A 26,937-nucleotide genomic window follows, 5' to 3' on the forward strand; every position below is an offset into this window, starting at 1 on the left:
GCCCGAGGCCGCTCCGGTCATGCCGCCCTGGCGGTCCTGCCATGCCCGTCCCGGCTCAGCGCCAGAAGCACGAGCCCGAAAACCGGGATGAAGATATCGGTCCAGAAGACGACCCCGGCATTGCCCGGCGCGAAGTTGTGGTCGCGGACCATCGCGATCACGTGACCGACGGCGGCGCCCCACAGGAAACAGGCGGGGCCGACGATCGCGGCGATCCTGAGGCCGCGGCTGCCGGCAAAGGCCATGAACCCGACCACGGCGAAACCGAGGCTCGCATAGCCGACCTCCGCCTGGAACGGACTGTCCGCCCAGCCGATGAACGAGGCCGTCATCTTGCCGAAAAACACATGCATGACGAAATTGTAGAACAGCGAGACGCCGATCGAGAAAAACAGGAACCATGCGAGCAGCGCCTCCACGACGGCGCCCTGCGCGCGCGGCGACCTTTGCGCGGCAAGCGCGATCGCAGCGGCGACCAGGCCGAAGACGAAACAGGTCAGCGTGAAATTCGAGAGTACAAATTTGATTGCGGCGGCCATCCGGCCCTCCCTGTCTCCATCGCCGCATCGCGGCGCCCGGCTCGTATATTAGCGCCAGACGCGGTTTCTGCAAATCGGCTTTCGTGCGCCGCTTCGCACCCGAAAGCCGGCTTGAGAATCATTTAGTAAGACTTGCGATCCGGACTTCCGCGAAGAAGGCGAAGGGGCGAGTGCCTGGATGCGACCCCGGAGACGCCGCATGGCCTGTCTCTGTTCCGGCGCCCTACCCCCAGAACGCCGGCACGGTCTCTTCCAGCCTCGGCCCCAACCGCAGCGGCGCGATCTTCTCCGCGAGCCCTGTGCGGTCCGAAATCTCCACGCCGAGGCCGCAGATGGTGGCGGGGCCGGTGGCGGCTTCGAAGCGGGATTTGTTCATCTTGGAGATGAAGCGGTTGAGCGGTTCTTCCTTGTCCATGCCGAGCGAGGAATCGTAATCGCCGCACATGCCGGCATCCGACATGAAGCCGGTGCCGCCGTTGAGGATCTGGCAATCGGCGGTCGGCACATGGGTATGGGTGCCGACAACGAGGCTGGCGCGGCCATCGACGAAATGGCCGAAGGCCTGTTTCTCGCTGGTCGCTTCGGCATGAAAATCGAACACGATCGCATCGGCCTCGCTCTTCAGCGGGCAGGCTTCGAGAATGGTCTCGGCGGCCTTGAAGGGATCGTCCAGTTCGGGATGCATGAACACCCGGCCCATGATATTGGCAACCAGAACGCGCGCGCCGTTTCTGGCATAATAGAGCGAGGAGCCGCGCCCCGGCGTGCCGGCCGGATAATTGGCGGGCCGGAGGAACTGCTCGTGCCGGTCGGCGAAGATGATCGCGTCCTTCTGGTCCCAGACGTGGTTGCCGGTGGTCACGACATCGGCACCGGCATCGATCGTATCCTGGAAGATCGCCTCGGTAATGCCGAAACCGCCGGCGGCATTCTCGCCGTTGACGATCACGAAATCGAGTTGCAGGTCGCTGATCAGGCCGGGCAACCGTTCCCAGACCGCCGTGCGCCCGGTCTTGCCGACCATGTCTCCCAGAAAAAGCAAACGCATGAAAAATCCCATCAAACCGCGAGCGCGGCACCAGCCGCCGTGGCCGGTTTAAAGCGGTTCAGCGCGAAATGGAAGCCATCGCATCGGATGGAGGCGGCCCGGCGTCAATCGCGCAGGAATGATTATTCGAACCAGCGGAACCCGGCCTCGGTGATCACGGCATCGAGCGGGATATCGTGCGGCTCGGCAGGCACCGCCGGCGCCTCCTGCAACGCGAAGGCGACCGCGACCAGAAGCGGTCTGCGTCCGGCTGCGGCCATCCGGGCAATCGCCCGGTCGTAATGGCCAGCGCCATAGCCGATACGGTTGCCCTTTGAATCGAAAACGGAAAGCGGCATCAGCAGGATATCGGGAATGACGATGTCGGCGTCCTCGCCCGGCGCCATCGTGCCGAAACCGCAGGAGACCAGCGGCACGTCGCTCAGATAGGCGCGAAAGGCGATTGTCTCGCGATCGATGACGGCGGGAAGCGCGAGGCGCGCGCCGGCCTGCTCCAGCAGTTTCGCCAGAAGCGAGACATCGGCCTCGGAACGGATCGGGTGATAGGCGGCAAACCATCTGCGCGGTGCGAGGGGTGCCAGCGCGCTTGCCCCGTGGGCGGCGATGGCAAGGCTTTTTGTGTGTCGCTCTTCCGGCGAAAGCGCATCGCGCTTGGCAAGAATCTGGCGGCGCAGTTCGGGCTTGGAGAGCAAGAGCGGTTCCTTCGGTTGAAGGCGGTCCACGACAACCGATGGAATCTGTTTGATCCTGGGCGCCTACAGTTGTAGGTGGGCGCCATATAACCCAGCCCACGGGCCGGGTCAGGGACAGCTCCCTTAGGATCGAGTAAGGCCCCGGGGATTCGTGTTGATTCCTGTCGAGAAGCGCAGACCGTAACTTCTATATAGAGTGTTGCGGGGCGCGCTGGAAGGGGTAATCGACGCGATATTTCACGGAACCGAAAATGGCGATGATCCGGCCGGCAAACGTCCATAACCGGGCGCCCGAGACCGGTTCTGACGACAGCCCGCATAGAGACGCAGACGCCCCCTGGCACCCTATTTCGTCACGCCGGAAACCTTGCGGGACAGCACGGTGATCCGCTCGGCGAGATTTTCAAGCCTGCCGGCAAGTTCATCGGCCTCGGCGGCGCGGTTCTCGTCGGCGGAGCCCGCCGTGCGGCGCAGATCGGCAAGCTCGGCGGTATTGGCATCCACGGCCGCCTGCAGGTCGTGAAGCTCGTCCATGATCATGATCCCGGCCATGACGGTCAGGCGCAGATCGCCGATCTCGCCGAAATTGCCGCGCAGATTGGAAATGTAGGAATCGAAGCGGGCGGCGAGGTCCAGAAGGTGATCCTCCTGGCCTTCCTCGCAGGCCATCCGGTAGGCCTTGCCATCGATGTTGACGGTGACTTGCGCCATTCTCCTCGTCCCTATTTCTCGTGGGCGAGCACGGAGCGTATGGTCTCCATCGCCGCCACCAGCCGACCGGAAACCTCGCGGTTGACTTCCTCGAGCCTGTTTGCGCGAAACTGCGCCTGGTCGAGTTCGCGCGCAAGGCCCGCCCGGTCCTCGTGCACGATCCGGACCTCGTTTTCGAGATCCTCGCGGTTCTGGAGGTTTTCAGCCCGGGCATCGAGCGCATTTTCGAGCCCCGAAAATGCCTTCTCGAGCGCGGCCAGCGCGGCACCCAACCGGTCAGTGTTTGCGACCATTGTTTACAACCCCACCCCATGATGGAATTTGACCCGGCATCTCTGGCCAACCATCGCGTCACCGCGAGCGAATCGCCAAGATGCTCTAAATTTCATCGTGATCTTAGGGAGAGTTAACAGCAAAGGTCAACGCAGGCAGACAGTTGTCAATAGGAAACTTGGTCTGCTCCGCCGCCCATTCGCAATTTCCCGTCACGGGCCTTGCCTCAGGCCCGCGGATAATGCCGCAGCGCCCGCAAACTTGCTGATTTAAGCGGTGGCAGGCCTGTTTGAAATGGTGTAGGGTCCCGACGATTTCGGAGCAAGGGGCGCCTGTGAAAGGCTGCCTTGATTGGCCGGAGCAATACAATAGTTTCCGCGGCAGCATTGCCGTCCGGCGATTTCGCCGGTAATCCGTCGACCAATGTCATTCCCAAAGACTGATGTCATTCCCACAGACTCAAGAAAAGCGAAGAAGAACATGACTTCTCTTGATAAACATAACCGGATGGCCAACGCGATCCGCTTCCTTTCCATGGATGCCGTTCAGAAGGCCAATTCCGGCCATCCCGGCCTTCCGATGGGCGCGGCCGATGTCGCCACGGTGCTCTTCACCCGCTTCATGCGCTTCGATCCGAAGAACCCCAACTGGCCGAACCGCGACCGCTTCGTCCTTTCCGCCGGCCATGGCTCGATGCTGCTCTACTCGCTGCTTTATCTCCTCGGCTATGAGGACATGACGATCGAGGATATCAAGAATTTCCGCCAGCTCGGCTCCAAGACCGCTGGCCACCCGGAATATGGCCACGCCTCCGGCATAGAGACAACCACCGGTCCGCTCGGCCAGGGCATTGGCAATGCGCTCGGCATGGCAATCGCCGAGCGCAAGCTCGCCAATGAATTCGGCGACGAGCTGATGGACCACTACACCTATGCGCTTTGCGGCGACGGTTGCCTGATGGAAGGCATCAGCCAGGAGGCGATTTCGCTTGCCGGCCACCTGAAGCTCAACAAGTTCATCCTGTTCTGGGACAACAACTCGATCACCATCGACGGCGCCGTTTCGCTCGCCGATTCGACCGATCAGCTTGCCCGCTTCCGCGCCAGCCACTGGCACACGATCGACATTGACGGCCATAATCCGGATGAGATCACCGCGGCCATCGAAGAGGCTCACAAATCCGACAAGCCGACCCTGATCGCCTGCAAGACGACCATCGGCTATGGCGCGCCCAAGAAGGCCGGCACCAACAAGGCCCACGGCTCGCCGCTCGGCGACGAGGAAATCGCGGCAACCCGCAAGGCGCTCGGCTGGGATGCCCCGGCATTCGAAGTGCCCGAAGAAATTCTCGACGCCTGGCGCGTCGCCGGCCTGCGCTCCACCAAGATGCGCGTCGAATGGGAAAAGAAGCTCGATGCCGCGAAGGCCGACGTCAAGGCCGAGTTCAACCGCCGCTTCGCCGGCGAGCTGCCCGGCTCCTTCGATCGCGCGATCCAGAAATACAAGCAGAAGCTCGCCGACGAGAAGCCGACGCTCGCCTCGCGCAAATCCTCGCAGAACGCGCTCGAGGTCATCAACGGCGTTGTCCCGGAAACCATCGGCGGTTCGGCCGATCTGACCGGCTCCAACAACACCAATACCAGCCAGACCGCGCCGATCACGCCGGACGATTTCTCCGGCCGCTTTATGCATTGGGGTATCCGCGAACACGCCATGGCCGCCGCCATGAACGGCATCGCGCTCCATGGCGGGCTGATCCCCTATTCCGGCGGCTTCCTGATCTTCTCCGACTATTGCCGCACCTCGGTGCGCCTGGCGGCGCTGATGGGCATCCGCGTCATTCATGTCTGGACGCATGATTCGATCGGCGTCGGCGAAGATGGCCCGACCCATGAACCGGTCGAGCAGATGGCATCGCTGCGCGCCGTGCCGAACCTGCAGATGTTCCGTCCGGCCGATGCGATGGAAACCGCCGAATGCTGGCAATTGGCGCTGGAAAGCAAGCACGCCCCCTCGGGTATCGCGCTCACCCGCCAGAACCTGCCGGCGGTGCGCACCCATTATTCCGAGAAGAACCTCTGCGCGACCGGCGCCTATGACCTGATCCCGGCCAATGATGCCGAGGTCACGATCTTTGCATCCGGCTCCGAAGTGGGGCTTGCGGTCGAGGCGCAGAAGGTGCTCGACGGCAAGGGCATCTCCACGCGCGTCGTTTCCGTGCCGTGCATGGAACTGTTCTTCGAGCAGCCGAAGGATTACCAGAAGGCGATCATCGGCAATTCGCCGATCAAGGTCGGCGTGGAAGCCGGCGTGCGCATGGGCTGGGACCAGTTCATCGGCTCGGACGGCATCTTCATCGGCATGACCGGCTACGGCGCCTCCGGCAAGGGCGAGGCCCTTTTCGAGCATTTCGGCATCACCGCCGATGCCGTGATCAAGGCCGTCGAGAAAAAGCGCGCCTGATTTGACGAACCGCAAGCCGCCCGGCCTGAATGCCGGGCGGAACGCCGGAAATTGCCGCAAACTGAAGATGTTTGCTGAAATTCCGATCATAACCGCTTATATCGGGGCCGAGGCCTCGCAAGACCGTTTTCTCCGCTCCCTCCCCGGTAGCTTCCAGAGATCCGCGGCCTTGAGACTTTGTGAAACTATTCGCGAATAGGGAGTTTCTGACATGACTGTTAAAGTTGCCATCAATGGTTTTGGCCGCATCGGCCGCAATATTCTGCGCGCCATCATCGAGTCCGGCCGCAAGGACATCGAAGTCGTTGCCATCAACGATCTCGGCCCGGTCGAAACCAACGCCCACCTTTTGAAATACGATTCCGTGCATGGCCGTTTCCCGCATGAGGTCACGGTCGATGGCGACACGATCGACGCCGGCCTCGGCCCGATGCGCGTCACCGCCATTCGCGACCCCAAGGATCTGCCCTGGAGCGACGTCGACATCGCACTGGAATGCACCGGCATCTTCACCGCCAAGGAAAAGGCCGAAATGCTGCTGGCAAGCGGCGCCAAGCGCGTGCTGGTGTCCGCGCCGTCGGCCGGCGCCGACAAAACCATCGTTTTCGGCGTCAACCACGACCAGCTCACCAAGGACGACATCATCGTCTCCAACGGTTCGTGCACCACCAACTGCCTGGCCCCGGTGGCCTTTGTGCTGCATCAGAAATTCGGCATCGAACGTGGCTACATGACCACGATCCACTCCTACACCGGCGACCAGCCGACGCTGGACACGATGCACAAGGACCTCTACCGCGCCCGCGCCGCGGCGCTGTCCATGATCCCGACCTCGACCGGCGCCGCCAAGGCGATCGGTCTGGTCGTGCCGGAACTGAAGGGCAAGCTCGACGGTTCCTCGATCCGGGTTCCGACCCCGAACGTCTCGGTCGTCGACCTGAAATTCGTGCCGAGCCGCGATGTGACCGAGGAAGAAGTCAACGCCGCCATCAAGGAAGCGTCCGAAGGCAAGCTGAAGGGCGTGCTGGAATACAGCGACGAACCGCTGGTCTCGCGCGACTTCAACCACGACCCGGCCTCCTCGATCTTCGCTGCCCAGCAGACCAAGGTACTCGAAGGCAAGCTGGTGCGCGTGCTGTCGTGGTACGACAATGAATGGGGCTTCTCCAACCGCATGGGCGACGTCGCCGTCGCCATGGGCAAGCTGCTTTAAGCTTCACCGAAGCCTTTCGAATGCCGAGGCCGGGTTCACCCCGGCCTCTTTTTGTTTGCGCGTTCTCGAGGCGCACCCGCACCTCAGCGGGGCGTCCGAGCAGCATTTTCCGTGTAGCCTGGATGCTCGTGTCAAGCACGAGCATGACACAGGGTGGGGTGCGCAGCAGAACATGCCGACGGCTGTTTTTTTGACGCCGTCTCCTCCTCTCCGAGTCACCCTCGGGCTTGACCCGAGGGTCCAGGCGGCACTCTCTGCGCGGCCGTAAGGGCGTTCCTCACGCAAACAGCAGCACCAGCACGCCGCAAACCACCAGCCCGCAGCCCAGAAGCTCCACGCGGGTGATGGTTTCCCTGAAGAACAGCACCGAGGTGGCGATGGTGAACAGCATTTCGACCTGGGCAACCGCCTTGACGATCGAGGCCTGCTGCAGCGTCATGGCGATGAACCAGCCGAAGGAGGCGGTGGCCCCGACGAAGCCGACGGCGAACGCCGGACGCCATGCGCGCATCACCTTGCCAAGTTCCGCGCGGTCGAAGACGAGCATCCACGCCACCATCGCGACCGCCTGCATCACGATCACGACCAGCAGCGTGAACGCGGCCTGCATCACGCTGTCGGGCGCAGGCAGGGTGGGCGCCAGCGCAAGAGACGCCGCGCGATAGGACACCGCCGATAACCCGAACAGCGTGCCGGAGGCAATCCCGATCAGCGCGGTGCGGGTCGCAAGGCCCGTGACAAGCGCGCGGAGGCTGACGGCGCTGCGCGACAGCGAAATCAGCATCACGCCGGCAATCGAGATCAGGATGGCGACCACCGCGACATAGGAGATCGTCGCACCGAAAAACAGCAGGGCAAGGACAGCAGCCTGTGCCGGCTCGGTGCGCGAATAGGCCGTGCCGACCGCGAAATTGCGGAAGGAAAACAGGTAGACCAACAGAAACGTCGCCGCTATCTGGCCTGCCGCGCCGATCACCGACCAGAACAGGAAATCGCCGGTGACGGACGGCACGGGCCGGTCGAGACCGTAGGCGAGAATGGCGAAATAAAACGCCGCGAACGGCACGCCGAAACCGAAACGGGTAAAGGTGGCGCCAAGCGTCGCCATGCGCCCTTTCAGGTATTTCTGAAGCGAGGAACGCAGGTTTTGCAGGAATGCGGCGGCAAATGTGATGCCGATCCAGATTTCCATGGAAATTGACCTTGAAGAGGATGAGAAAGGGTTCTCTCTGGCGGCAGCAGCCGCCGCTCAGTCCTTCAAAGTCGCCCGTTCACCGACTTGCAGAAATCGGCAAAGAACCGCACCGGCAGGCGCTTGCGGTCCTGCAGGATGATGGGGCTTTGGCGAATGCATATCGACATCTTATCTGTGTATCACGCCGCCCATGCCGGCGCCAGTTGCCAAGGATCGCGAACCCCGTTCCCTTCGCGCCCGCTCTCTGCCATAAGGCGGTCATGACAAAACCGATGACACATCCGAAGAAAGCCGATTTCGAAACCGTCCAGGACTGGGTCTTCGATCTCGACAACACGCTTTACCCGCATCATGTCAACCTGTTCGCGCAGGTCGACCGCAACATGACCGATTATGTCGCCCGCCTGCTGTCCCTGCCGCATGACGAGGCGCGGCAATTGCAGAAGCAGTATTACCGCGACCACGGCACCACGCTGCAGGGGCTGATGATCAACCACAAGGTCGACCCGGACGACTTTCTCGAAAAGGCGCATGAGATCGACTACACCGTGATCGAACCCAATCCGGTTCTTGGATCGGCGATCAAGGCGTTGCCCGGCCGCAAGTTCATCTTCACCAACGGTTCCGTGCCGCATGCCGAAAAGACCGCCGCAGCACTTGGCATCCGCGATCACTTCGACGACATCTTCGATATCGTGGCGGCCGGATACATCCCGAAGCCCGACGCCGGGGCCTACAGCAAATTCCTCGCCCGCTCCGGCGTCGACACAAGGCATGCGGCCATGTTCGAGGACCTGCCGCGCAACCTGCGGGAGCCGAAAGTGCTCGGCATGCGCACCGTCCTGATCGTGCCGCCCAATCTGGAATACGGGTTCGCCGAAGCCTTTGAAAAGCTCGGCGAGGAGACCGGCCACATCGATTATGTGACGGAAGATCTGGCGGATTTCGTCACAAGTCTACTATGATGAACGGAATATGAATTACCGATTATTCAGGCTACCTTTCCTATAATTAAGTCGTCTTTGCGCAGGTGCTCAACTACTCTTTCCTCATACACACAAACATGAGGAAGAAGCCATGAATGGTAAGCAACTCACCGTCTCCGCCCTTGCCGCGACGCTGGCGCTTGGCGCCGCTGCAACCCCGAGCCTTGCCCGCGACATGCGCGGCCCCGGTCAGGAAGGCGGCTTCATCTACCTGCTGAAGACCTCCGACGCCAACAAGGACGGCAAGATCACCAAGGACGAGGTGGTCGCCTTTCAGGACGGACGGTTCGAACAGATCGACGTCAATGGCGATGGTGTGATCACGCCCGGCGAGTTTTCCGACTTCCGCAAGGCCGAGTGGCAGGCTTTCCGCGATGCCAATCCCCGCCCGGAAGGCGATACCGCTGCCAATGACGCAGCCCCCGGCAAGCCCGGCCCCGGCGGCAAGATGGCGGCAGGGAATGGCGGTCCGGACGGCATGCCCGGCCCGGACGGCAAGCCCTCCCGCAGGATGGCTGACGCCAGCCCGAACGGCATGAACAAGGACGCGCCGCGCCGCATGGCGATGAACGATGACGGTCCGCAGCATCGCATGGGCGGCTATGGCAGAGGCGATCAAAACTGGGGCGATCAGAACTGGGGCGATCGGAGCGGCAAAAAAATGGGCGGCCGGCCCGGCAATGTCGAACGCATCTTCTTCGTGCGCGCCGACTCCGATCGCAGCGGCCAGGTGAGCCAGGAGGAATTCGCCGAACTCGCCGCCAGGATGTTCACCCGCATGGACAGCAATGGCGACATGGTGATCACGGTCGAGGACCTGCCGGATCGCCGCCCGATGCGCTGATCGGGCGTCACTGCCACACCCGATGACCTCCATCGGCATGCCCCCGCCCGCAGCGGGGGCATTTTCATTTGGTATGACGCCGCTTGTCCGGGAAGAACGATCCCTAAAGATTGACGCCGTGCCTGGGCTCGCTTAGATCGGGTCAGGCTTATCTTTGCGCATATTCGCGCGACAGGCACAGGATACCAGCATGACCGATCTCACATCCCTCGAGAAAACCATTGACGACGCCTTCGAGAACCGCGGCGAAATTTCGGTTTCGACCACCGGCGAGGTCCGCGATGCCGTCGAGGCGGCGCTGAACCTGCTCGACAGCGGCGAGGCCCGGGTTGCCGAAAAGCAGGAACACGGCGCCTGGAAGGTCAATCAATGGCTGAAGAAGGCGGTGCTGCTGTCGTTCCGCCTGAACGACATGGAAGTGGTCAAGGGCGGCCCCGGCAACGCCACGTGGTGGGACAAGGTGCCCTCCAAGTTTGAAGGCTGGGGCGACAACCAGTTCCGCGCCGCTGGCTTTCGCGCCGTGCCCAACGCCGTCGTGCGCCGCTCCGCCTACATCGCGCCGGGCGTGGTGCTGATGCCGTCCTTCGTCAATCTCGGCGCCCATGTCGACGAAGGCACGATGGTCGACACCTGGGCCACCGTCGGCTCCTGCGCCCAGATCGGCAAGAATGTGCATCTGTCCGGCGGCGTCGGCATTGGCGGCGTGCTGGAACCGATGCAGGCCGGCCCGACCATCATCGAGGACAATTGCTTCATCGGCGCGCGTTCCGAAGTGGTCGAGGGCTGCATCGTGCGCGAGGGCTCGGTGCTCGGCATGGGCGTCTATATCGGCCAGTCGACCAAGATTGTTGATCGCGCCACCGGCGAGATCACCTATGGCGAGGTCCCGCCCTATTCCGTGGTCGTCGCCGGCACGCTGCCGGCCGCAAAGCCGATGGGCAACGGCCAGCCCGGCCCCGGCCTCTATTGCGCGGTGATCGTCAAGCGCGTCGACGAAAAGACCCGCTCCAAGACCGGCATCAACGAGCTTCTGCGCGACTGAACACTGGCAATCGCCGCAGAACTATCCAGATAGAGATGATGAGCGTCACCGACCCCGTCGAAAACCTGAAGTCCCTGATCCGCTGCCCCTCCGTGACCCCGGAGGAAGGCGGTGCGCTCTCGGCGCTTGAGGCGATGCTGGCCCCGCTCGGCTTTGCCGTCGCGCGAATGACGGCAAGCGGAGACGGCACGCCGGACGTCGAAAACCTCTATGCCCGGCTCGGCGCGGACGGCCCGCATCTGATGTTTGCCGGCCACACCGATGTGGTGCCGCCCGGCGATGCCGCCTCCTGGCGCCATCCGCCCTTCGCCGCCGTGATCGCGGACGGCATGCTCTATGGCCGCGGCGCCGTCGACATGAAGGGCGGCATTGCCTGTTTCGTGGCGGCGCTGGCCCGCTTTGTCGGCGAGAATGGCCGACCCCGGGGGTCGGTCTCGCTGCTGATCACCGGCGATGAGGAAGGCCCGGGCATCAACGGCACGGACAAGCTGCTGCAATGGGCAAAGGCGCGCGGCGAGCACTGGGACGCAGCGCTTGTGGGCGAGCCGACCAATCCGGACGCGCTCGGCGACATGATCAAGGTCGGCCGCAGGGGTTCGCTGAGCGGCCGGCTGACGGTGACCGGCGTTCAGGGCCATGTCGCCTATCCCCATCTGGCCGACAATCCGCTGAGAACAATGGCGGCCATGCTCGACGCGCTGATGGGCAAGCCGCTGGATGACGGCACGGATCTGTTTCCGCCCACCAATCTGGAAGTGACTTCGGTCGATACCGGCAATACCGCAACCAATGTGATCCCGGAAAAGACCACGGCGACCTTCAATGTCCGTTTCAACGACCTCTGGAGCGAGGAGACGCTGAAGGCGGAAATCCTCGAACGGCTTGGCCGCGCGGCCCGCGCCGACGGACAGGATACCACCCGTTTCGAGGTCGAATGGCTCGGCCGCGTCAGCCCGGTGTTCCTGACGCGCGACCGGCAGCTTGCCGGCAGCCTTTCCGATGCGATTGCGGCGGTAACCGGCAAAACGCCGCAGCTTTCCACCACCGGCGGCACCTCGGATGCGCGTTTCATCAAGGATTATTGCCCCGTTGTCGAGTTCGGCCTCGTCGGCCAGACCATGCACAAGGTGGATGAGCACGTGGCGGTCGAAGATCTCGAGACGCTGACCGAAATCTACCGGCATTTCATCGGGAGGTGGTTCGCGCTTGCCGCAGCTTGCTGAAGTCCTTTTCTACATGCGCGGACTTTGGCTGCTGTTCAGGGCCGATCCTGCCCATGCACGACATCTCGATTTCACCGATCGGGGTGTGGCGCGCTCGTTCTGGGCGCTCGCCTATTCCTTTCCGCTGATGGTGGCAAGCGAACTGGTCAGCCTCACCCGCCTGATGCAGCCCGCCGTCGACCTGACCCTCACGGCCCTTGTGCGCACCGCGCTGATCCAGGGTCTGAGCTGGATGGCGCCGCTGGTGGTGCTCGGCGTCGTCTGCATGGTCTCCGGCCTGCCGCGCGCCTTCCTCAAGATCATCGTCGCCACCAACTGGCTGAGCCTGCCGGTCAACATTTTCGCGGCGCTGGCGATCTTCCTGATCGCGACCGGGCTGCAGCCGCTTGCGAGCATCGTGCTGGTGGTATTCCAGACCGTGCTGCTCGGCGCCTTCCTGTTCGAAATCCGGATCGTCTACATGCTGCTGAACGAAAAGGTGCTGCCAACGGCTGCGGCGATCATCGCTTCGGCGATCACCGCGCTGCTGGTCACCGATATCGGCACGCGCTATATCATCGGCGGTTGAAACCGCTCTTGCTTGACAGCGACCGCTGCTGCCGTAAAGTTCGCGCATATCGGGGGACTTGCAATGTTCAAACACGCACTACCTTTGGCTGTCCTGGTGAGCCTTGTCGCCTGCCAGACGGGACCGGTTTCCGTTCTCTACAAGGAAGGCTCGACCCGCACTGAGCGGCAGGAAGCCTATGACCAGTGCTTCATCGCCGCGCTGAAGGATGTGCCCCAGAACATGGTGACGGAAGTTACCGGCGGCTACAGCTATCCGGGCTATGTCAGTTGCAACAGCGATGGCGACACCACCGTATGCGGCGAGGTTGGCGGCTACACCACGCCGGTGGAGAGCTACAGCTACGACACCAACGAGAAGTTGCGCAAGCGCCTGATCAACCGCTGCCTTTCGGACAAGGGCTTTTCCGGCGTGGAAATACCCTATTGCCAGACCAAGGAAGAACGCGCCGCCTATCAGATGCAGACCACGCAACCACCGCTCAGCGAGCTCACCTGCGTCACCGGCCCGACCGTTTCGTCGCAGTGAGGGCCGCAACGTTTTGCAGAAGCGGCGGTCAGGTTCCGGTCTGGCGCGCGTGCCGCTCGGCCGCCTCGACCCGCTCGGAATAGCGCTCCGTCAGGTATGCGGTTTGCCCGCGCAGCAGCAGGGTGAACTTGACCAGTTCCTCCATGACATCGACCACGCGGCGATAATAGGATGACGGATGCATTCGCCCGCTCTCGTCGAATTCATTGTAAGCCTTGGCAACGGAGGATTGATTGGGGATGGTGAACATCCGCATCCAACGGCCGAGAATACGCATCTGATTGAGGGTATTGAAGCTCTGGGACCCGCCGCAAACCTGCATCAGCGCCAGTGTCCGCCCCTGTGTCGGCCGCACGCCCCCCGCAGAAAGCGGCAGCCAGTCGATCTGGGTTTTCATGACCGAGCTCATCGCGCCGTGCCGTTCGGGCGAGCACCAGACATGGGCTTCTGACCAGATCGAAGCGGACCGCAACTCCTGCACCTTTGCATGGTTTTCATCGGTGCTGCCGACCAGCGGAAGGCCATGCGGATCGAAAATCCGGACTTCGGCGCCGAAGGCTTCGAGCAAACGCGCCGCCTCCTCGGTCAAAAGCCGCGAATAGGAGCGTTCGCGCAGCGAGCCGTATAACATCAGCACCCTCGGCGGATGCGTGATCCGGTTGCCGGAAAACAGGCGTTCCTGATCGACAGGGCGAAATGCCATTGCATCAAGCGCGGGCATCGCCTCCGCGTCCGGCGGGCTCATTTTTCACCCCGCGGCGAAACCACCTCGCCATCTTCCTTGGTGAAGGCGCCGATTGCAGGGTTGGGCAGGATTTCCAGCACGGTCTCCGACGGGCGGCACAGTTTCGCGCCCTTTTCCGTCACCACGATCGGACGATTGATCAGGATCGGATGCGCCATCATGGCATCGAGCAGCGCGGCGTCGGAAAGCGCCGGATCATCGAGGCCGAGTTCATCATAGGGCGTACCCTTGCGGCGGAGCAGATCACGCACCGAAATCCCCATCGCCGCGATCAGTTTCTGAAGCCTTTCGCGCGTCGGCGGCGTCTTCAGATATTCGATGATCTCCGGCGTCTCGCCGGACTGTCGGATCATCTCCAGAACGTTGCGGGAGGTCCCGCAAGCCGTGTTGTGGTAAATGGTGACCGGCATCGAAGCCTCCTATATATCCATAATGCTGGAAATGTCGATATAACGGATTACTGCTGAGTTCAAGCCTCCGCCTCAATCACCCGGATATTCGACCCTCATGAAATAGAGCCCCTCGGGTGGGGCCACCGGGCCGCAGGCCTTGCGGTCGCGCGCCTCCAGCGCCTGGCGCACATCCTCCGCCGACATCTTGCCTTCTCCGGCAAGCTTCAGCGTTCCGGCAAAGGAGCGGATCTGGTTGTGCAGAAAGCTCTGCGCGGTGGCGCGGATCTCGATGATCTCCCCCGCCCGCGTCACGTCGAGCCTGTCGAGGGTGCGCACCGGCGATTTGGCCTGGCACTGAACCGCGCGGAAGGTGGTGAAGTCATGCCTGCCGACGAGCACCTGGGCTGCCGCGTGCATCGCCTCGTGATCCAGCGGCTTCGGCACCCACCAGCCGCGCTTCCATTCGAGCGCCGGGTGGGCGCGACGATTGATGATGCGGTAGAGATAATGCCGCCGAAGCGCGGAAAACCGGGCATCGAACCCGGGTTCGGCCTCAACCGCATCGACCACCGAAATACTGTCGCGGGCAAGGCGCAGATGCGCATTGACCGCGTTCAGAAGCGTGAACGGGCTCCAGGGCTTTACGAGATCGACATGCACCACCTGGCCGCGGGCGTGAACGCCGGAATCGGTGCGCCCCGCGCCGCGGATGGAAACGGTCTCGCCGGAAAATCCGGCAATGGCCTCCTCCAGCGCGCTCTGGACCGAGCGCCCCGTGGCCTGGCGCTGCCAGCCGACAAAGGCAGTGCCGTCATATTCAACCTTCAGGCGATAACGTGGCATCAGTCGAGCACCGTTCCCGGCGCAAGCGGCGTGCCGCGCAGGAATTCCCCGGCCGAAAGCGGCCTGCCGCCGGCCTTCTGCAATCTGAGAAGGCGCACCGCGCCCTCTGCGCAGGCAATCGTGAGGTCAGGCCCCGCAAGCACCGTTCCGGGCGCTCCCTCGCCTTCGCCGAGCGCGCTTTCATGCACCTTGACCCGCTCCCGTCGCCGGCCCGCCGGCACTTCCATCCAGGCGCCCGGAAACGGCGCGAGCGCCCGCATATGATTGTGCACTTCGAGCGCCGGTCGCGTTAAATCGATCCGGGTCTCGCCCTTGTCTATCTTCTTCGCATAGGTGACGCCGACTTCGTCCTGCGGCGTCAGCGGCAGGTCGCCGGCCTCGAGCTTTGCCATCGCCTCCACCATCAGGCGCGCGCCGTCATGCATCAGCCGGTCGTGCAGCGTTCCCGCTGTCATGTCGGGACCGATCGCGATCCGTTTGGTCAGCGCCACCGGCCCGGTATCGAGCCCCTTTTCCATCTTCATGATCATCATGCCTGTCTCGCGGTCGCCGGCCATGATCGCGCGCTGGATCGGCGCCGCGCCCCGCCATCGCGGCAGAAGCGAGGCGTGACCGTTATAGGCGCCGAGCCGCGTGCCATTCAGGATCGCTTCCGGCAGCAGCAGGCCATAGGCGACGACAACCGCGACATCGGCATCGAGCGCGGCGAACGCGGCGCGCTCTGCGGCATCGCGGAAATTTTCCGGCGTGCGCACCGCCATGCCAAGCAGTTCGGCGGCCTGGTGCACCGGCGACTTGACCTCCGAAAGCCCCCGGCGGCCCGCCGCCCGCGGCGGCTGGGTATAGACGCAGGCGATCTCATGGCCCGCCTCCCGCAGCGCCCTGAGGGTCGGAACGGAAAATTCCGGCGTGCCCATAAAGATTATTCTAAGGGTCATCATCGCTCCTTCCGGCCCGGAGCATTTCGCAGTCAGGTGAAGCCATCTGCGAAAATGCGGTAAAACAGATAGATAGGACGCGCACGCGTTTCTGCAAAAAGCAAATCAGTCCCGAAGCGCGCCGGTCAAAGCGCCAACCGGCTCGCTTGTCCAGCGCGCGAAAAACGCGGGGCACGCGAGCCAGGCAAGCGGAATTGCCCTAGAGCTTGTGCCGTGCGGTCTTGGTGAACTTCTTGATCACCCGTTCACGCTTCAGGCGCGAGAGATAATCGATGAAAAGCGCGCCATCGAGGTGGTCGATCTCGTGCTGCAGGCAGGTGGCAAGCAGACCATCCGCCTCGATTTCCTGTTCCGCGCCCTGAAGGTCGGTATAGCGCACCCGTACGCGGGCCGGCCGCTCCACCTCGGCATAAAATTCCGGTATCGACAGGCAGCCCTCCTCATAAACCGAGCGCTCATCCGAAGTGTGCAGCACGGTCGGATTGATCACCACCATGGGCTGCTTCTCGCCCTCGTCCCTGTTTGCGACATCCAGAACGAGCATGCGCCGGGGCAGGCCGACCTGGATCGCGGCAAGGCCGATACCGGGGGCCTCATACATGGTCTCCAGCATATCATTGGCAAATTTCTTCAAGTCGTCGTCTATGCGCTCGACCGGTTTCGAGACCGTGCGCAGCAGAGGGTCCGGCAAGATAATCAATGGCATCGTGGTCATGTCCTCCCCATAGCGCATGTTCGCGCCGGGGGAAATCATTTCGTACGCTGTCGATAAGGCCTCCGTACTGTTTGTCTGTCAGGATTTATTTTGTTCACGTTTTGATCTTTCTTTCAAGTAAAAATATGCTAGGCTTGAAAAATTGAGGGTGACGTGATGGACAGAGTGCAGGCGCAGTTGGCGACGATGGACCCGGTGATGCTCGGCATCGCCGCGGTCCTATGTGTTCTGATTGTCATCCTCCTGATGAGGCGGCGCGGCGGCGGTCGGCAGGACAAGCCGCTGGAGCGCGAACTGCAGCAACTGGTGCAGGCCCAGAACGAGATGCAGGGGCGGATGGCGACGATGGCGGAATTGTTCGGCAGCCGCCAGTCCGAGCTCAACGCCGCGCTTGGGTCCCGCCTTGACGGCCTTTCGCAGCGGATCGGCAGTACGCTTCACCAGCAACACCAGACCACCCACGAGAACCTGCGCCGCCTGCAGGAGCGGCTTGCCGTCATCGATGCGGCGCAGAACAATATCCAGTCGCTGGCAAAGGATCTGGTGGGCCTGCAGGCTATCCTCTCCAACAAGCAGACCCGCGGCGCTTTCGGCCAGGGACGGATGGAGGCGATCATCGCAGATGCGCTGCCTGCCGGCAGTTTCCGGTTCCAGGCAACGCTTTCGAACGGCACCCGGCCCGACTGCGTGATCGACATGCCGAACGGCGCGCCGCCGCTGATCGTCGACGCCAAGTTTCCGCTCGAGGCCTGGAACGCCATGCGCGCTGCGGAAAGCGACGAGGCCTCCCGCACCGCCGGCCAGCGTTTCCGCCGCGATCTCGACATCCATGTCCGCGATATCGCCGGCAAATATCTGCTGCCCGGCGAGACCCAGGACACGGCCTTCCTGTTCGTGCCCTCCGAATCGATTTTCGCCGATATTCATGAGCACTATGAAGCGGTTGTTCAGCGCGCCCATGCGGCACGCGTGGTGATCGTCTCGCCGACGCTGCTGCTGCTGTCGATCCAGGTGGTGCAGGCGGTGATGAAGGACCAGCGCATGCGCGAGCAGGCGCATCTGATACAGGGCGAGGTTGCCCATCTGCTGGCCGACCTGACCCGCCTCAACGAACGCGTGGCAAAGCTTGAAAACCACTTCAACCAGGCCCGCCAGGATGTCGAGACGATCCGGATTTCCACGGGCAAGATCGCCCGGCGGGGCGAGCGGATCGAGGCGCTGGAGTTCGAATCCGTACGAAACGAAACGGAGCCACCTTCCGGCCCGGAAGGCGAGCAACAAGGGCTTGGCCGGATGAAACTGCGCGTCGTCGACGAGGACTGATTGCCATTGTCGCTCGCCGGCAATAAAAGCGCTTGGGAACGCATCGCCGGTTCGTTGGGTGACCGGGCGGGCGGAAAATCCGGGCCGCGCGGTCCGGCGGAAACCTTCGCGAGAGCCACGCGATGTCGACGGGAGAAATGCAATGATCACGGTCTTCGGTTCCATCAATATGGACCTCATCGCCACCACGCCGCGCCTGCCGAAGCCGGGCGAAACCGTAGCCGGAACCTCCTTTGCCACCGCCCAGGGCGGCAAGGGTGCCAACCAAGCCCTTGCCGCGCGCCGCGCGGGTTCCGCCGTCGCCATGGCGGGCGCCGTCGGCAATGACGATTTTGCAAGCTCCGCCACCGCCCTTCTGGCTGACGCCGGCGTCGACCTGTCGGCGGTGAAGATTACCGATGGCGCCACAGGAACAGCGATGATCCTGGTCGGCGGCGACGGCGAAAACGTGATCGTCATCAACGCCGCCGCCAACGGCAAGGTCAGCGAAGCAGACGCGGAGGCGGTCGTGGCGGGGATGTCGGCCGAGGACACGCTCGTGCTGCAACTCGAAATACCGGCCGCTGCCATCCGCAGGGCGCTCGCCAAGGCCCGCGAGAAAGGCATTCGCACGATCCTCAACACCGCCCCGCTCACGCAGGAAGCGGCCGAACTCGGCGCGCTCGCCGATATCGTCATTGCGAATGAAACCGAGTTCGAACGGCTTGTCGGCGCCGAGGAACTGGGCAGCGAAGGCCGGATCGCCATGCTCAAAACCCGCCATGACGAAACCGGCCAGACCATCGTCATCACGCTCGGGGCCGAGGGCGTGGTCGCCATGCATGAAGGCGCCTTCCACCGCATCGACGCGCTGAAGATCGATCCGGTCGACACCGTCGGCGCCGGCGACACCTTCTGCGGCTATTTCGCAAGCGGGCTCGATCAGGGCCTGTCCTTCGAGGACGCAGCGCACCGCGCCGCGGTCGCCGGCGCGCTCGCCTGCCTCAAGCCCGGCGCCCAGCCGGCAATTCCGGAAAAAAGCGAAGTCGATGCCCGGGCCTGATATCGAAGCGCGTCCCCCCAAAAAAGGGATACCGGTTTTCCGTCCGGACAAGCATGAAAGCAAATTGACAGGATATTCAGACTGCTGACAGACCTATCCTTTTTACGGACGTCATCCTTGGGCTTGTCCCGAGGATCTAACCACTGTTCCGCACGAGCGGCGTTGGCGTGTCGTAATGGATTGTATTTGAATTGACTTTCGTTCGAGACGCTTGTCGTGTTGATACGTGCCTAGATGCTCGGGCGAGCATGACGGCGGAGAGCAGGGCAGGCTTCGCCAACAAACTGGTATTTCCGGTTTGCCCGGCTTGCAGAACAAAGCCCCGGCCCCGCAAGCCGGTGAGCGGGAGGCCACGCACGTTTTCATCTCACCGTTTTGTCGCAGCCTCAGGCGGCTCTGCGCGGCGTCTGCGAAATGCCCCAATTGTTAAATTTTTTACTTTTTTTTGATCCTTTTCGTGAGTTGTGCGTTAACGCACTATCCAGACACGCCAAGGTGCCGGTTCAACCGGCAGTCTGGAAGGGGGTGCGCCCCGCTGCCCCGGCACATCCTCCCCCGATGTGCCGGGGTTTCTCGGATCGGCGACCTCGCGTGACAGCCATTGCGGCAGGGCGAGATCGCCCTGCCTTTTTTGCGCAATGTCAGGCCTTGTTCTTGTTGTAGACGTCGAAGACGACGGCGGCGAGCAGCACCAGACCCTTGATCACCTGCTGGTAGTCGATGCCGATGCCCATGATCGACATGCCGTTGTTCATGATGCCCATGATGAAAGCGCCGACCACCGCGCCGACGATCTTGCCGACGCCGCCCGACATCGACGCGCCGCCGATGAAGACGGCGGCGATCACATCGAGTTCGAAACCGTTGCCGGCCTTGGGCGTCGCGATATTGAGGCGGGCCGCGAACACCAGGCCGGCGAGCGCCGCCAGCATGCCCATGTTCACGAACACGATGAAATTCAGCCGCTTGGTGTTGATCCCGGAAAGGGCTGCCGCCTTTTCATTGCCGCCGATGGCATAGACCCTGCGCCCGAAGGTCGTGCTTTCGGTGATGAAGGTGTAGATCACCGTCAGGATCGCCATCGAGATCAGCACGTTCGGCAGGCCGCGAAACGAAGCGAGCTTCCAGGATACGAACACCAGAACGCCCGCGACGATGATGTTGCGCCCGAGGAAGAAGGAAAGCGGCTCGTCCTCGATGCCGTAGGCGACGTTGCGGGCGCGCGAACGCCAGGCAAGATAGACGATCGCGGCCGCCGCGATGATGCCGGCTGCGAGCGCCGTCATATTGGGTTTCCCAACGCCGAAAATGTCCGGCACGAACCCCGTCGACAGCAACTGGAACGAGCCGGGGAACGGCCCGACCGACTGACCGTTGAGGAGCCACAGCGAAAGCCCCCGAAAGATCAGCATGCCGGCAAGCGTGACGATAAAGGATGGTATGCGCCAGTAGGCGACCCAATATCCCTGCCATGCCCCGATCAGCATGCCGGCGAAGATGCAGGCAACGAAGGCGACGATGACCGGCAGGTTCCAGTGCACGATCATCACCGCGGCAAGCGCGCCGATGAAACCCACGATCGAGCCCACCGACAGGTCGATATGCCCCGCAACGATGACCATTAGCATGCCGAGCGCCATGATGATCACATAGGAATTCTGCAGGAACAGGTTGGTGATGTTGACCGGTCGCATCAGCACGCCGTCGGTCATGACCTGGAAAAACGCGATGATGACGAGCAGGGCGAGCAGGATGCCGTAATCGCGCATCCTGAGCGTCAGATAGGAGCGGATCGAGGGCTTGTTCTCGACTGCCGTGGTTTCCTCTGGTGTATTCATCGTCAACTCTTTCTCATTTTCTGACAATGAAGGACATGATGCGTTCCTGGCTCGCCTCTGCGGCGCTCAGTTCGCCCACCAATGCCCCCTCGTTCATGATGTAGATGCGGTCGCACATGCCGAGCAGTTCCGGCATTTCGGAGGAGATCATCACGACCCCCCGGCCTTCGGCCGCAAGCTCGTTCATGAGTGTGTAGATCTCGTATTTGGCGCCGACATCGATGCCGCGGGTCGGCTCGTCCAGAATCAGTACGTCCGGCTGGGTGAACAGCCATTTCGACAGCACCACCTTCTGCTGGTTGCCGCCCGAAAGGTTGACCACGCGCTGGGCCACGGACGGCGTGCGGATGTTCATGGCCTTGCGGTAATGTTCGGACGTCTTGGTTTCCTCGGCGGAGTTCAGCACGCCGTAGCGCGACACCCCGCCAAGATGGGCGAGCGTCACGTTCCGGGTGATCGGTTCATCGAGGATCAGCCCCAGGCCCTTGCGGTCTTCCGTTACATAGGCAAGACCGGCATGAATGGCCTTCGGCACGGTGGTGACATCCACCTTGTTGCCGCCGAGCCAGACCTCGCCGGAGATGTTGCGCCCATAGCTGTGGCCGAAAATACTCATCGCAAGCTCGGTGCGGCCTGCCCCCATCACGCCCGCGATGCCGACGATCTCGCCGGCGCGCACATTGAAGCCGACATTCTTGATCACCTTTCGATCGGCCTGCTCGGGGTGCCAGACAGTCCAGTCCTTCACCACCATCAGTTCCTCGCCGATCTTGTGTTCGCGGTCGGGATAGCGGTTTTCCATGGTCCGGCCGACCATGGCCTGAATGATCCGGGCCTCGCTCACCTCCTCCGCGGCGCAATCGATATCTGCGACCGAGGCGCCATCGCGCAGCACCGTGATGTTGTCGGCGACCTGTTCGACCTCGTTCAGCTTGTGCGAGATCAGGATCGACGTAATGCCCTGCTGTTTCAGTTCGAGCAGCAATTTGAGAAGCTTGGCGCTGTCGGATTCCGAAAGGGCCGCCGTCGGCTCGTCCAGGATCAGCAGCCGCACATCCTTGGAAAGCGCCTTGGCGATTTCGACGAGCTGCTGCTTGCCGACGCCGATCTTGTCCACCAGCGTTGCCGGCGGATCCTTCAGCCCCACCTTTCTGAGCAGTTTTTCGGTGCGATCGAAGGTTTCCGGCCAGTCGATCACGCCTGCCCTAGACACCTCGTTGCCGAGGAAGATGTTTTCCGCGATCGACAATTGCGGCACCAGCGCCAGTTCCTGGTGGATGATGATGACGCCCTTCTTTTCGCTGTCGGCAATGCCGGAAAAGATCGCCAGCTCACCGTCATAGTAGATTTCGCCGTCGTAGGATCCATGAGGATAGACCCCGGAGAGCACCTTCATCAGCGTGGATTTGCCTGCCCCGTTCTCGCCGACCAGAGCGTGGATCTCGCCTTCCTCGACCTGGAGGTCGACATCACTCAACGCCTTCACACCGGGAAAGGTCTTCGTGATCTTTCGCATTTCGAGCAATTTCGTCATGACACCTGTCATCCGTTTGGCACCGGATCGCGGCCTGCCCGCCGATCCCACCCATTCCATCGACACAACGCCGGACGCCGTGCCGGGCCTGCGCGCGTCAGGCCCGCCGCCGGATGGTACCGGCGACGGGCCCTTGAGCAAAGTCGGTTCTATCAGTTCTCGATCTGCTGCATGGTGTAATAGCCGCTGTCATCGACCAGGATCTGCTTCCAGTTGTCCTGGGTGACGATCACCGGTTCCAGCAGGTAGGACGGCACGTCTTTCTCGCCGTTGTTATAGGTGCTGGTGTCGTTGACTTCCGGCTCCTTGCCTTCGCCGATGGCTTCCACCATGCCGACGGTGACGCCGGCGAGCTTGCGGGTATCCTTGAAGATCGAGGAATACTGGTCGCCGTCGACGATCGCCTTGACGTTCGGCAGATTGCTGTCCTGGCCGGTAATGATCGGCATCTTCATGTCGCCGGAACCGTAGCCGATACCCTTCAGCGACGAGATCGATCCCATGGCAAGGTCATCGTTGGAGGCATAGACGCCGTGTAGCGGCTTGTCGGTGTAATAGGCCGACAACAGGTTGTCCATGCGCGCCTGGGCGGCGGCGTTCGACCAGTTCAGCGTCCCGATCTTGTCCATGCCCATCTGGCCGGACGGGATCACGATATCGCCGGAATCGATCAGCGGCTGGATGACCGACATCGCGCCGTTATAGAAGAAATAGGCGTTGTTATCGTCCGGCGAACCGCCGAAAAGCTCGACATTCCAGGGCTTGGTGTCGGGGAAGCGCTCTTTCAGGCCCGCCACCAGGCTGTTGCCCTGCAACACGCCAACCTTGTAGTTATCGAAGGTCGCGTAATAATCGACATCGGGCGTGTTGAGGATCAGCCGGTCATAGGCGATCACCGGAATGCCGGCGGCGCCCGCATTGGCGAGCGGGCCGCTGAGCGAGCCGCCGTCGATCGCCGCGACCACGAGAACGGTGACGCCCTTGGTGATCATGTTCTCGATCTGCGAAAGCTGCTGGGGGATTTCGTTTTCAGCATATTGCAGGTCGGTCTTGTAGCCGGCCGCCTCGAACTGCTCGACCATGGACGCGCCGTCCTTGTTCCAGCGGTCAAGGCCCTTGGTCGGCATGGCGATGCCGACATAGCCCTTGTCGGCGGCGATCGCCGGTGCGCCGATCGCGACAGCCACCACCGAAGCGGCTGCAAGCATTGAGATAATCTTCCGCATGTCTCTCTCCCTTCAAGGGCCCGACGGCCCGGTCGCCCTCCGGCTTTCCGGAGGGTTCATCGCCTCTTGCGCCGCATTGCCAACGGCATCAATTCTGAGGCACGTAAGTCATATCAGGTCGCACAATAAAATCCGGCTGGGCTTGGCGCGACCGCAGAAAGCAACGGACGGGCGAAAAAGCGCCCGTCCGCCAGAATTGCTACTTAAGCTGGTCAAGGGTGTAATAGCCGCTCTGATCGACCAGGATTTCCTCCCAGTTGGAGGCATCGACCGAGACCGGCGACAGCAGATAGGACGGGACCACCTTGACGCCATTGTCGTATGTCTTGGTGTCGTTGATTTCCGGCTCGCCGCCGGCCAGCAGGGCATCAACCATGCCAACTGTCACGCGGGCAAGCTCGCGCGTATCCTTGAACACCGTCGAATACTGTTCGTCGGCGATGATCGACTTGACCGAGGGAATTTCGGCATCCTGACCGGTCACGATCGGCATCTTCTGATCACCAGAACCGTAGCCCACGCCCTTCAGCGAGGACAGGATACCGATCGAAAGGCCGTCATAGGGCGAAAGCACACCGTTGACCTCACTGTCGGTATAGTTGGCCGACAGAAGATTATCCATCCGGGCCTGCGCTTCCGCGCCATCCCAGCGCAGCGTGCCGACCTGGTTCATGCCCATCTGGCCGGACGGGATGACGATATCGCCGGAATCGATCATCGGCTGCAGCACCGACATCGCGCCATCATAGAAGAAATAGGCATTGTTGTCGTCCGGCGAGCCGCCGAACAGCTCGACATTCCAGGGCTTGCCATCGGGGAAGCGCTGATTCAGACCGTCGACCAGGCTCTCGGCCTGAAGCACGCCGACCTGGAAATTGTCAAATGTGGCGTAATAGTCGACATCCGGGCTCTCGCGGATCAGCCGGTCATAGGCGACCACCGGAATGCCGGCGGCTGCGGCGTTTGCAAGCGCGTTGGAAAGCGTGGTGCCGTCGATCGAGGCGATCACCAGCGCATCGACGCCCTTGGTAATCATGTTTTCGATCTGCGAAAGCTGGTTAGGAATATTGTCCTCAGCATATTGCAGGTCGGTGTCGTAGCCAGCCTCTTTGAACTGTGCGACCATGGACTCACCGTCCGAAATCCACCGGGCCGACGATTTCGTCGGCATCGCGATCCCGATCGTGCCCTTGTCCTGCGCAAAGGCCGGCACGGCAAACGACGCAACCGTCATTGCCGCAACGGCAAGTGCGGAAACTACCAATTTCATAGCTCTCTCCCAATTCGCGAATATGTGTTCGCTCCGCGCCTTGGCCGATGTGTCGGCTCTCAGGTCCTCCCCTTCGCAACCCTTGCGGTTGCAAAACGCAGATCGCGGCACAAGGGTGCTACCAGAACGCGACGCGTGTCAAATCGAGATCGCCGAAGCTGATATACCATTTCTGCTATGTTTCCGGCTTTCGGGCGAATTAACCCGTTGAATTTCAAGCCCGCCCGCGAGCTGATGTCGGGTCCCGGACGACCGCGTCTTATCCTATGGTCTAATAGGCGCCGGCGGCGAGACCATTCCTGCAAACGGCAAGGGTTTTTCACGACCCGGTATTTTTGCGATTGATGCAGCCCGCAAGCTGGGTTAAACAGACCGCGCAGGCGGATCACGCCCGCGCAAAGCGCCCGTAGCTCAGCTGGATAGAGTGTTGGATTCCGATTCCAAAGGTCACAGGTTCGAATCCTGTCGGGCGCGCCAATGAGCTTCTTAATGCATTTATCTCTAAAAAGCTTTAAGGTTTCAACACCTTGTCGGCAGCGTGCTTGTACGCAATGCTAGCCCACAGGGGTCGGACACCACATGGCAGGGATGACATATATGCAACGGCGAAAAGGCAGCGCCTACGCGGCTCCCGCCTGTGTTTTCAACTTTCGTCAATCCGAAGACGGGACGCTTCAAGCGAGAACTGACCGTATCCCTCCGGACCACAGACCCACGACAGGCAAAGCGGCGAGACCTGCAACAGGCGGCGGCGACCAACGAGCTGCTTGAGGCGCTGCGGCTCTTTCTTGCCAATCCCAAAGATCACCCCGCTACCCCTCAAGCACCGGTGCTTGAGGGGTAGCGGGAGGCCTTGAAGGCGAAGCTGGACGCGGCCTGTGCCCGGCTTGAGGCCGAGGCCAAGGCCAAGGCCGAGCATGAAGACGCCAGGCGCGCCTATGACGAGAAGAAGGCGGCCTTCGATGCCAGGACGGGACGCAAGGGGTCTCCGCCAAGGGCGTCGGACGATGGCCCAAATGGAAATGGGCCGCCCCCTCCACCGAAAGGTCAGACCAATCTGAGCGACCCCGACAGTCAATTGATGCGCAAGTCAGCGCGGCATGAATATCGTCAAGCTTATACCAAGTCACCAGGACAATTGGGAAATTCGCAATTCCTTCTAGGCGGGGATGCGTCAGCATCTTCGCGCCTTGGTATTATAACGCACAGGCCGTTGTCGACGCCGACGGCACCCAACTGATTGTCGCCACGAATGTCGCCACCACGCCGAGCGATCAGCCGACCTTCGTGGAGACAATGGCGTTGATCGACGCGGAGCTTGGCACACCGAAGCGGGTTCTGGGTGATGCCGGTTATGCCAGCGGCGAAGCGGTCACGGCATTGAAGGCCCGGGGCATCGAACCACTGGTGGCGATTTCGTCCACACAGCCCCAGCGGCCCTATGACTTCCGTCCACCGCCGGACAAGGACAAACCGCCGCGGGCGATCAAGGACCCCTGGAGGATCGAGATGAAAGAGGCGCTGGAAACAAAGGAGGGACGGGCCATGCACAAACTGCGCAAACAGACCGTCGAACCCGTCTTCGGCATCCTCAAATCGGCGCTGGGATTCCGAAACTCCAGGCTTCGTGGCCTCGAAAAGGTCAAAAGCGAATGGAGCCTCGTCGCCTTGGCCTGTAACGTCAAGAGAATGGCCAAGTTGAGGGCCGAAACGGCGTGAGGGCGGGCGAACCTCACCCCAATTCCG

At 62.1% G+C, this 26,937-nt stretch carries 27 protein-coding genes, 1 tRNA gene and 1 other RNA gene; 13 read left to right on the top strand and 16 right to left on the bottom strand.

All coding sequences use genetic code 11. From position 1 onward, the window contains the following. Positions 1-17: 17 nt before the first annotated feature. From HQ843_RS21990 to HQ843_RS22015, 6 genes are all read right to left on the bottom strand, one after another. A complete protein-coding gene (locus tag HQ843_RS21990; RefSeq protein ID WP_180901194.1) occupies positions 18-539 on the bottom strand; it encodes a DUF6790 family protein in 522 nt (173 codons plus the stop codon). Between the two features lie 223 nt (positions 540-762). Next, on the bottom strand, positions 763-1,587 hold the full coding sequence (locus HQ843_RS21995; RefSeq protein ID WP_180903318.1) for a TIGR00282 family metallophosphoesterase: 825 nt from the start codon (positions 1,585-1,587) through the stop codon (positions 763-765). Positions 1,588-1,709: 122 nt separating this feature from the next. After that, on the bottom strand, positions 1,710-2,279 hold the full coding sequence (locus tag HQ843_RS22000; protein WP_180901193.1) for a 5-formyltetrahydrofolate cyclo-ligase: 570 nt from the start codon (positions 2,277-2,279) through the stop codon (positions 1,710-1,712). A 19-nt stretch (positions 2,280-2,298) separates the two neighbouring features. After that, positions 2,299-2,462, bottom strand: a non-coding RNA gene (ssrS, locus tag HQ843_RS22005) — 6S RNA. Between the two features lie 162 nt (positions 2,463-2,624). After that, a complete protein-coding gene (locus HQ843_RS22010) occupies positions 2,625-2,990 on the bottom strand; it encodes a cell division protein ZapA (RefSeq protein WP_180901192.1) in 366 nt (121 codons plus the stop codon). Positions 2,991-3,001: 11 nt separating this feature from the next. Beyond that, positions 3,002-3,283: a DUF4164 domain-containing protein gene (locus HQ843_RS22015; RefSeq protein WP_180901191.1), complete on the bottom strand. Its 282-nt coding sequence runs from the start codon at positions 3,281-3,283 to the stop codon at positions 3,002-3,004. A gap of 460 nt (positions 3,284-3,743) precedes the next feature. Between HQ843_RS22015 and tkt the strand changes: the two genes are divergently transcribed. Both tkt and gap read left to right on the top strand, forming a co-directional pair. After that, positions 3,744-5,726, top strand: a complete 1,983-nt coding sequence (gene tkt / locus HQ843_RS22020) for a transketolase (RefSeq protein WP_180901190.1) — start codon at positions 3,744-3,746, stop codon at positions 5,724-5,726. A gap of 211 nt (positions 5,727-5,937) precedes the next feature. Then, entirely contained in the window at positions 5,938-6,939 is a 1,002-nt protein-coding gene (gene gap, locus HQ843_RS22025) for a type I glyceraldehyde-3-phosphate dehydrogenase (RefSeq protein WP_180901189.1), read from the top strand. A gap of 277 nt (positions 6,940-7,216) precedes the next feature. Here gap and HQ843_RS22030 read toward each other — a convergent pair whose 3' ends face one another. Further along, positions 7,217-8,131, bottom strand: a complete 915-nt coding sequence (locus HQ843_RS22030; protein ID WP_180901188.1) for an EamA family transporter — start codon at positions 8,129-8,131, stop codon at positions 7,217-7,219. A gap of 275 nt (positions 8,132-8,406) precedes the next feature. On the opposite strand from HQ843_RS22030, the gene HQ843_RS22035 reads away from it, so the two are divergent. The 6 genes from HQ843_RS22035 (at position 8,407) to HQ843_RS22060 (ending at position 13,325) form a co-directional block, all read left to right on the top strand. Continuing rightward, positions 8,407-9,099: a pyrimidine 5'-nucleotidase gene (locus tag HQ843_RS22035; protein WP_180901187.1), complete on the top strand. Its 693-nt coding sequence runs from the start codon at positions 8,407-8,409 to the stop codon at positions 9,097-9,099. Positions 9,100-9,211: 112 nt separating this feature from the next. Next, complete coding sequence (locus HQ843_RS22040; RefSeq protein WP_180901186.1) at positions 9,212-9,964, top strand: EF-hand domain-containing protein; 753 nt, start codon at positions 9,212-9,214, stop codon at positions 9,962-9,964. A gap of 190 nt (positions 9,965-10,154) precedes the next feature. Next, the gene (gene dapD / locus HQ843_RS22045) at positions 10,155-11,006 is read left to right on the top strand and encodes a 2,3,4,5-tetrahydropyridine-2,6-dicarboxylate N-succinyltransferase (protein WP_180901185.1); all 852 of its coding nucleotides are present in this window, start codon (positions 10,155-10,157) and stop codon (positions 11,004-11,006) included. Positions 11,007-11,044: 38 nt separating this feature from the next. Beyond that, positions 11,045-12,229: a succinyl-diaminopimelate desuccinylase gene (dapE, locus tag HQ843_RS22050; RefSeq protein WP_180901184.1), complete on the top strand. Its 1,185-nt coding sequence runs from the start codon at positions 11,045-11,047 to the stop codon at positions 12,227-12,229. Further along, positions 12,213-12,797, top strand: a complete 585-nt coding sequence (locus HQ843_RS22055) for a hypothetical protein (RefSeq protein WP_180901183.1) — start codon at positions 12,213-12,215, stop codon at positions 12,795-12,797. Before dapE ends, HQ843_RS22055 begins: the two co-directional genes overlap by 17 nt. A gap of 63 nt (positions 12,798-12,860) precedes the next feature. Further along, positions 12,861-13,325 carry a hypothetical protein gene (locus HQ843_RS22060; protein ID WP_180901182.1) on the top strand — a complete coding sequence of 155 codons (465 nt, stop codon included), beginning with the start codon at positions 12,861-12,863 and terminating at the stop codon, positions 13,323-13,325. A 28-nt stretch (positions 13,326-13,353) separates the two neighbouring features. Here the strand turns inward: HQ843_RS22060 and arsH are convergent, their stop codons facing one another. The 5 genes from arsH to def form a co-directional block, all read right to left on the bottom strand. Then, entirely contained in the window at positions 13,354-14,028 is a 675-nt protein-coding gene (arsH, locus tag HQ843_RS22065; RefSeq protein WP_246710446.1) for an arsenical resistance protein ArsH, read from the bottom strand. A 38-nt stretch (positions 14,029-14,066) separates the two neighbouring features. Continuing rightward, positions 14,067-14,480, bottom strand: coding sequence for an arsenate reductase (glutaredoxin) (gene arsC, locus HQ843_RS22070; protein WP_180901180.1), 414 nt, complete (start codon positions 14,478-14,480; stop codon positions 14,067-14,069). A 72-nt stretch (positions 14,481-14,552) separates the two neighbouring features. Next, positions 14,553-15,305 carry a tRNA pseudouridine(38-40) synthase TruA gene (gene truA / locus HQ843_RS22075; protein WP_180901179.1) on the bottom strand — a complete coding sequence of 251 codons (753 nt, stop codon included), beginning with the start codon at positions 15,303-15,305 and terminating at the stop codon, positions 14,553-14,555. Beyond that, a complete protein-coding gene (gene fmt / locus HQ843_RS22080; RefSeq protein WP_180901178.1) occupies positions 15,305-16,243 on the bottom strand; it encodes a methionyl-tRNA formyltransferase in 939 nt (312 codons plus the stop codon). Before fmt ends, truA begins: the two co-directional genes overlap by 1 nt. A 199-nt stretch (positions 16,244-16,442) precedes the next feature. Next, a complete protein-coding gene (gene def, locus HQ843_RS22085; RefSeq protein WP_180901177.1) occupies positions 16,443-16,958 on the bottom strand; it encodes a peptide deformylase in 516 nt (171 codons plus the stop codon). A 156-nt stretch (positions 16,959-17,114) separates the two neighbouring features. Between def and HQ843_RS22090 the strand changes: the two genes are divergently transcribed. Together HQ843_RS22090 and HQ843_RS22095 are read left to right on the top strand one after the other, a co-directional pair. Next, positions 17,115-18,281: a DNA recombination protein RmuC gene (locus HQ843_RS22090; protein WP_180901176.1), complete on the top strand. Its 1,167-nt coding sequence runs from the start codon at positions 17,115-17,117 to the stop codon at positions 18,279-18,281. Between the two features lie 142 nt (positions 18,282-18,423). Beyond that, entirely contained in the window at positions 18,424-19,323 is a 900-nt protein-coding gene (locus HQ843_RS22095) for a ribokinase (RefSeq protein ID WP_180901175.1), read from the top strand. A gap of 641 nt (positions 19,324-19,964) precedes the next feature. Here HQ843_RS22095 and mmsB read toward each other — a convergent pair. The 4 genes from mmsB to chvE (HQ843_RS22115) form a co-directional block, all read right to left on the bottom strand. After that, on the bottom strand, positions 19,965-21,161 hold the full coding sequence (mmsB, locus tag HQ843_RS22100) for a multiple monosaccharide ABC transporter permease (protein WP_180901174.1): 1,197 nt from the start codon (positions 21,159-21,161) through the stop codon (positions 19,965-19,967). A gap of 13 nt (positions 21,162-21,174) precedes the next feature. Beyond that, positions 21,175-22,695, bottom strand: a complete 1,521-nt coding sequence (gene mmsA, locus HQ843_RS22105; protein WP_180901173.1) for a multiple monosaccharide ABC transporter ATP-binding protein — start codon at positions 22,693-22,695, stop codon at positions 21,175-21,177. Positions 22,696-22,847: 152 nt separating this feature from the next. Further along, complete coding sequence (gene chvE, locus HQ843_RS22110) at positions 22,848-23,921, bottom strand: multiple monosaccharide ABC transporter substrate-binding protein (RefSeq protein ID WP_180901172.1); 1,074 nt, start codon at positions 23,919-23,921, stop codon at positions 22,848-22,850. A 199-nt stretch (positions 23,922-24,120) separates the two neighbouring features. Further along, entirely contained in the window at positions 24,121-25,191 is a 1,071-nt protein-coding gene (chvE, locus tag HQ843_RS22115) for a multiple monosaccharide ABC transporter substrate-binding protein (protein ID WP_180901171.1), read from the bottom strand. Between the two features lie 400 nt (positions 25,192-25,591). Here chvE (HQ843_RS22115) and HQ843_RS22120 point away from each other — a divergent pair. The 3 genes from HQ843_RS22120 to HQ843_RS22125 all read left to right on the top strand — a co-directional run bounded on the left by HQ843_RS22120 (position 25,592) and on the right by HQ843_RS22125 (position 26,910). Next, positions 25,592-25,668, top strand: a tRNA-Arg gene (locus HQ843_RS22120). Positions 25,669-25,828: 160 nt separating this feature from the next. After that, a complete protein-coding gene (locus tag HQ843_RS30110; RefSeq protein ID WP_371822122.1) occupies positions 25,829-26,035 on the top strand; it encodes a DUF6538 domain-containing protein in 207 nt (68 codons plus the stop codon). 335 nt (positions 26,036-26,370) lie between these two features. Further along, a complete protein-coding gene (locus tag HQ843_RS22125; protein WP_256432958.1) occupies positions 26,371-26,910 on the top strand; it encodes a transposase in 540 nt (179 codons plus the stop codon). Positions 26,911-26,937: the final 27 nt, after the last annotated feature.

Source organism: Martelella sp. NC20 (assembly GCF_013459645.1).
Classification (GTDB): domain Bacteria; phylum Pseudomonadota; class Alphaproteobacteria; order Rhizobiales; family Rhizobiaceae; genus Martelella.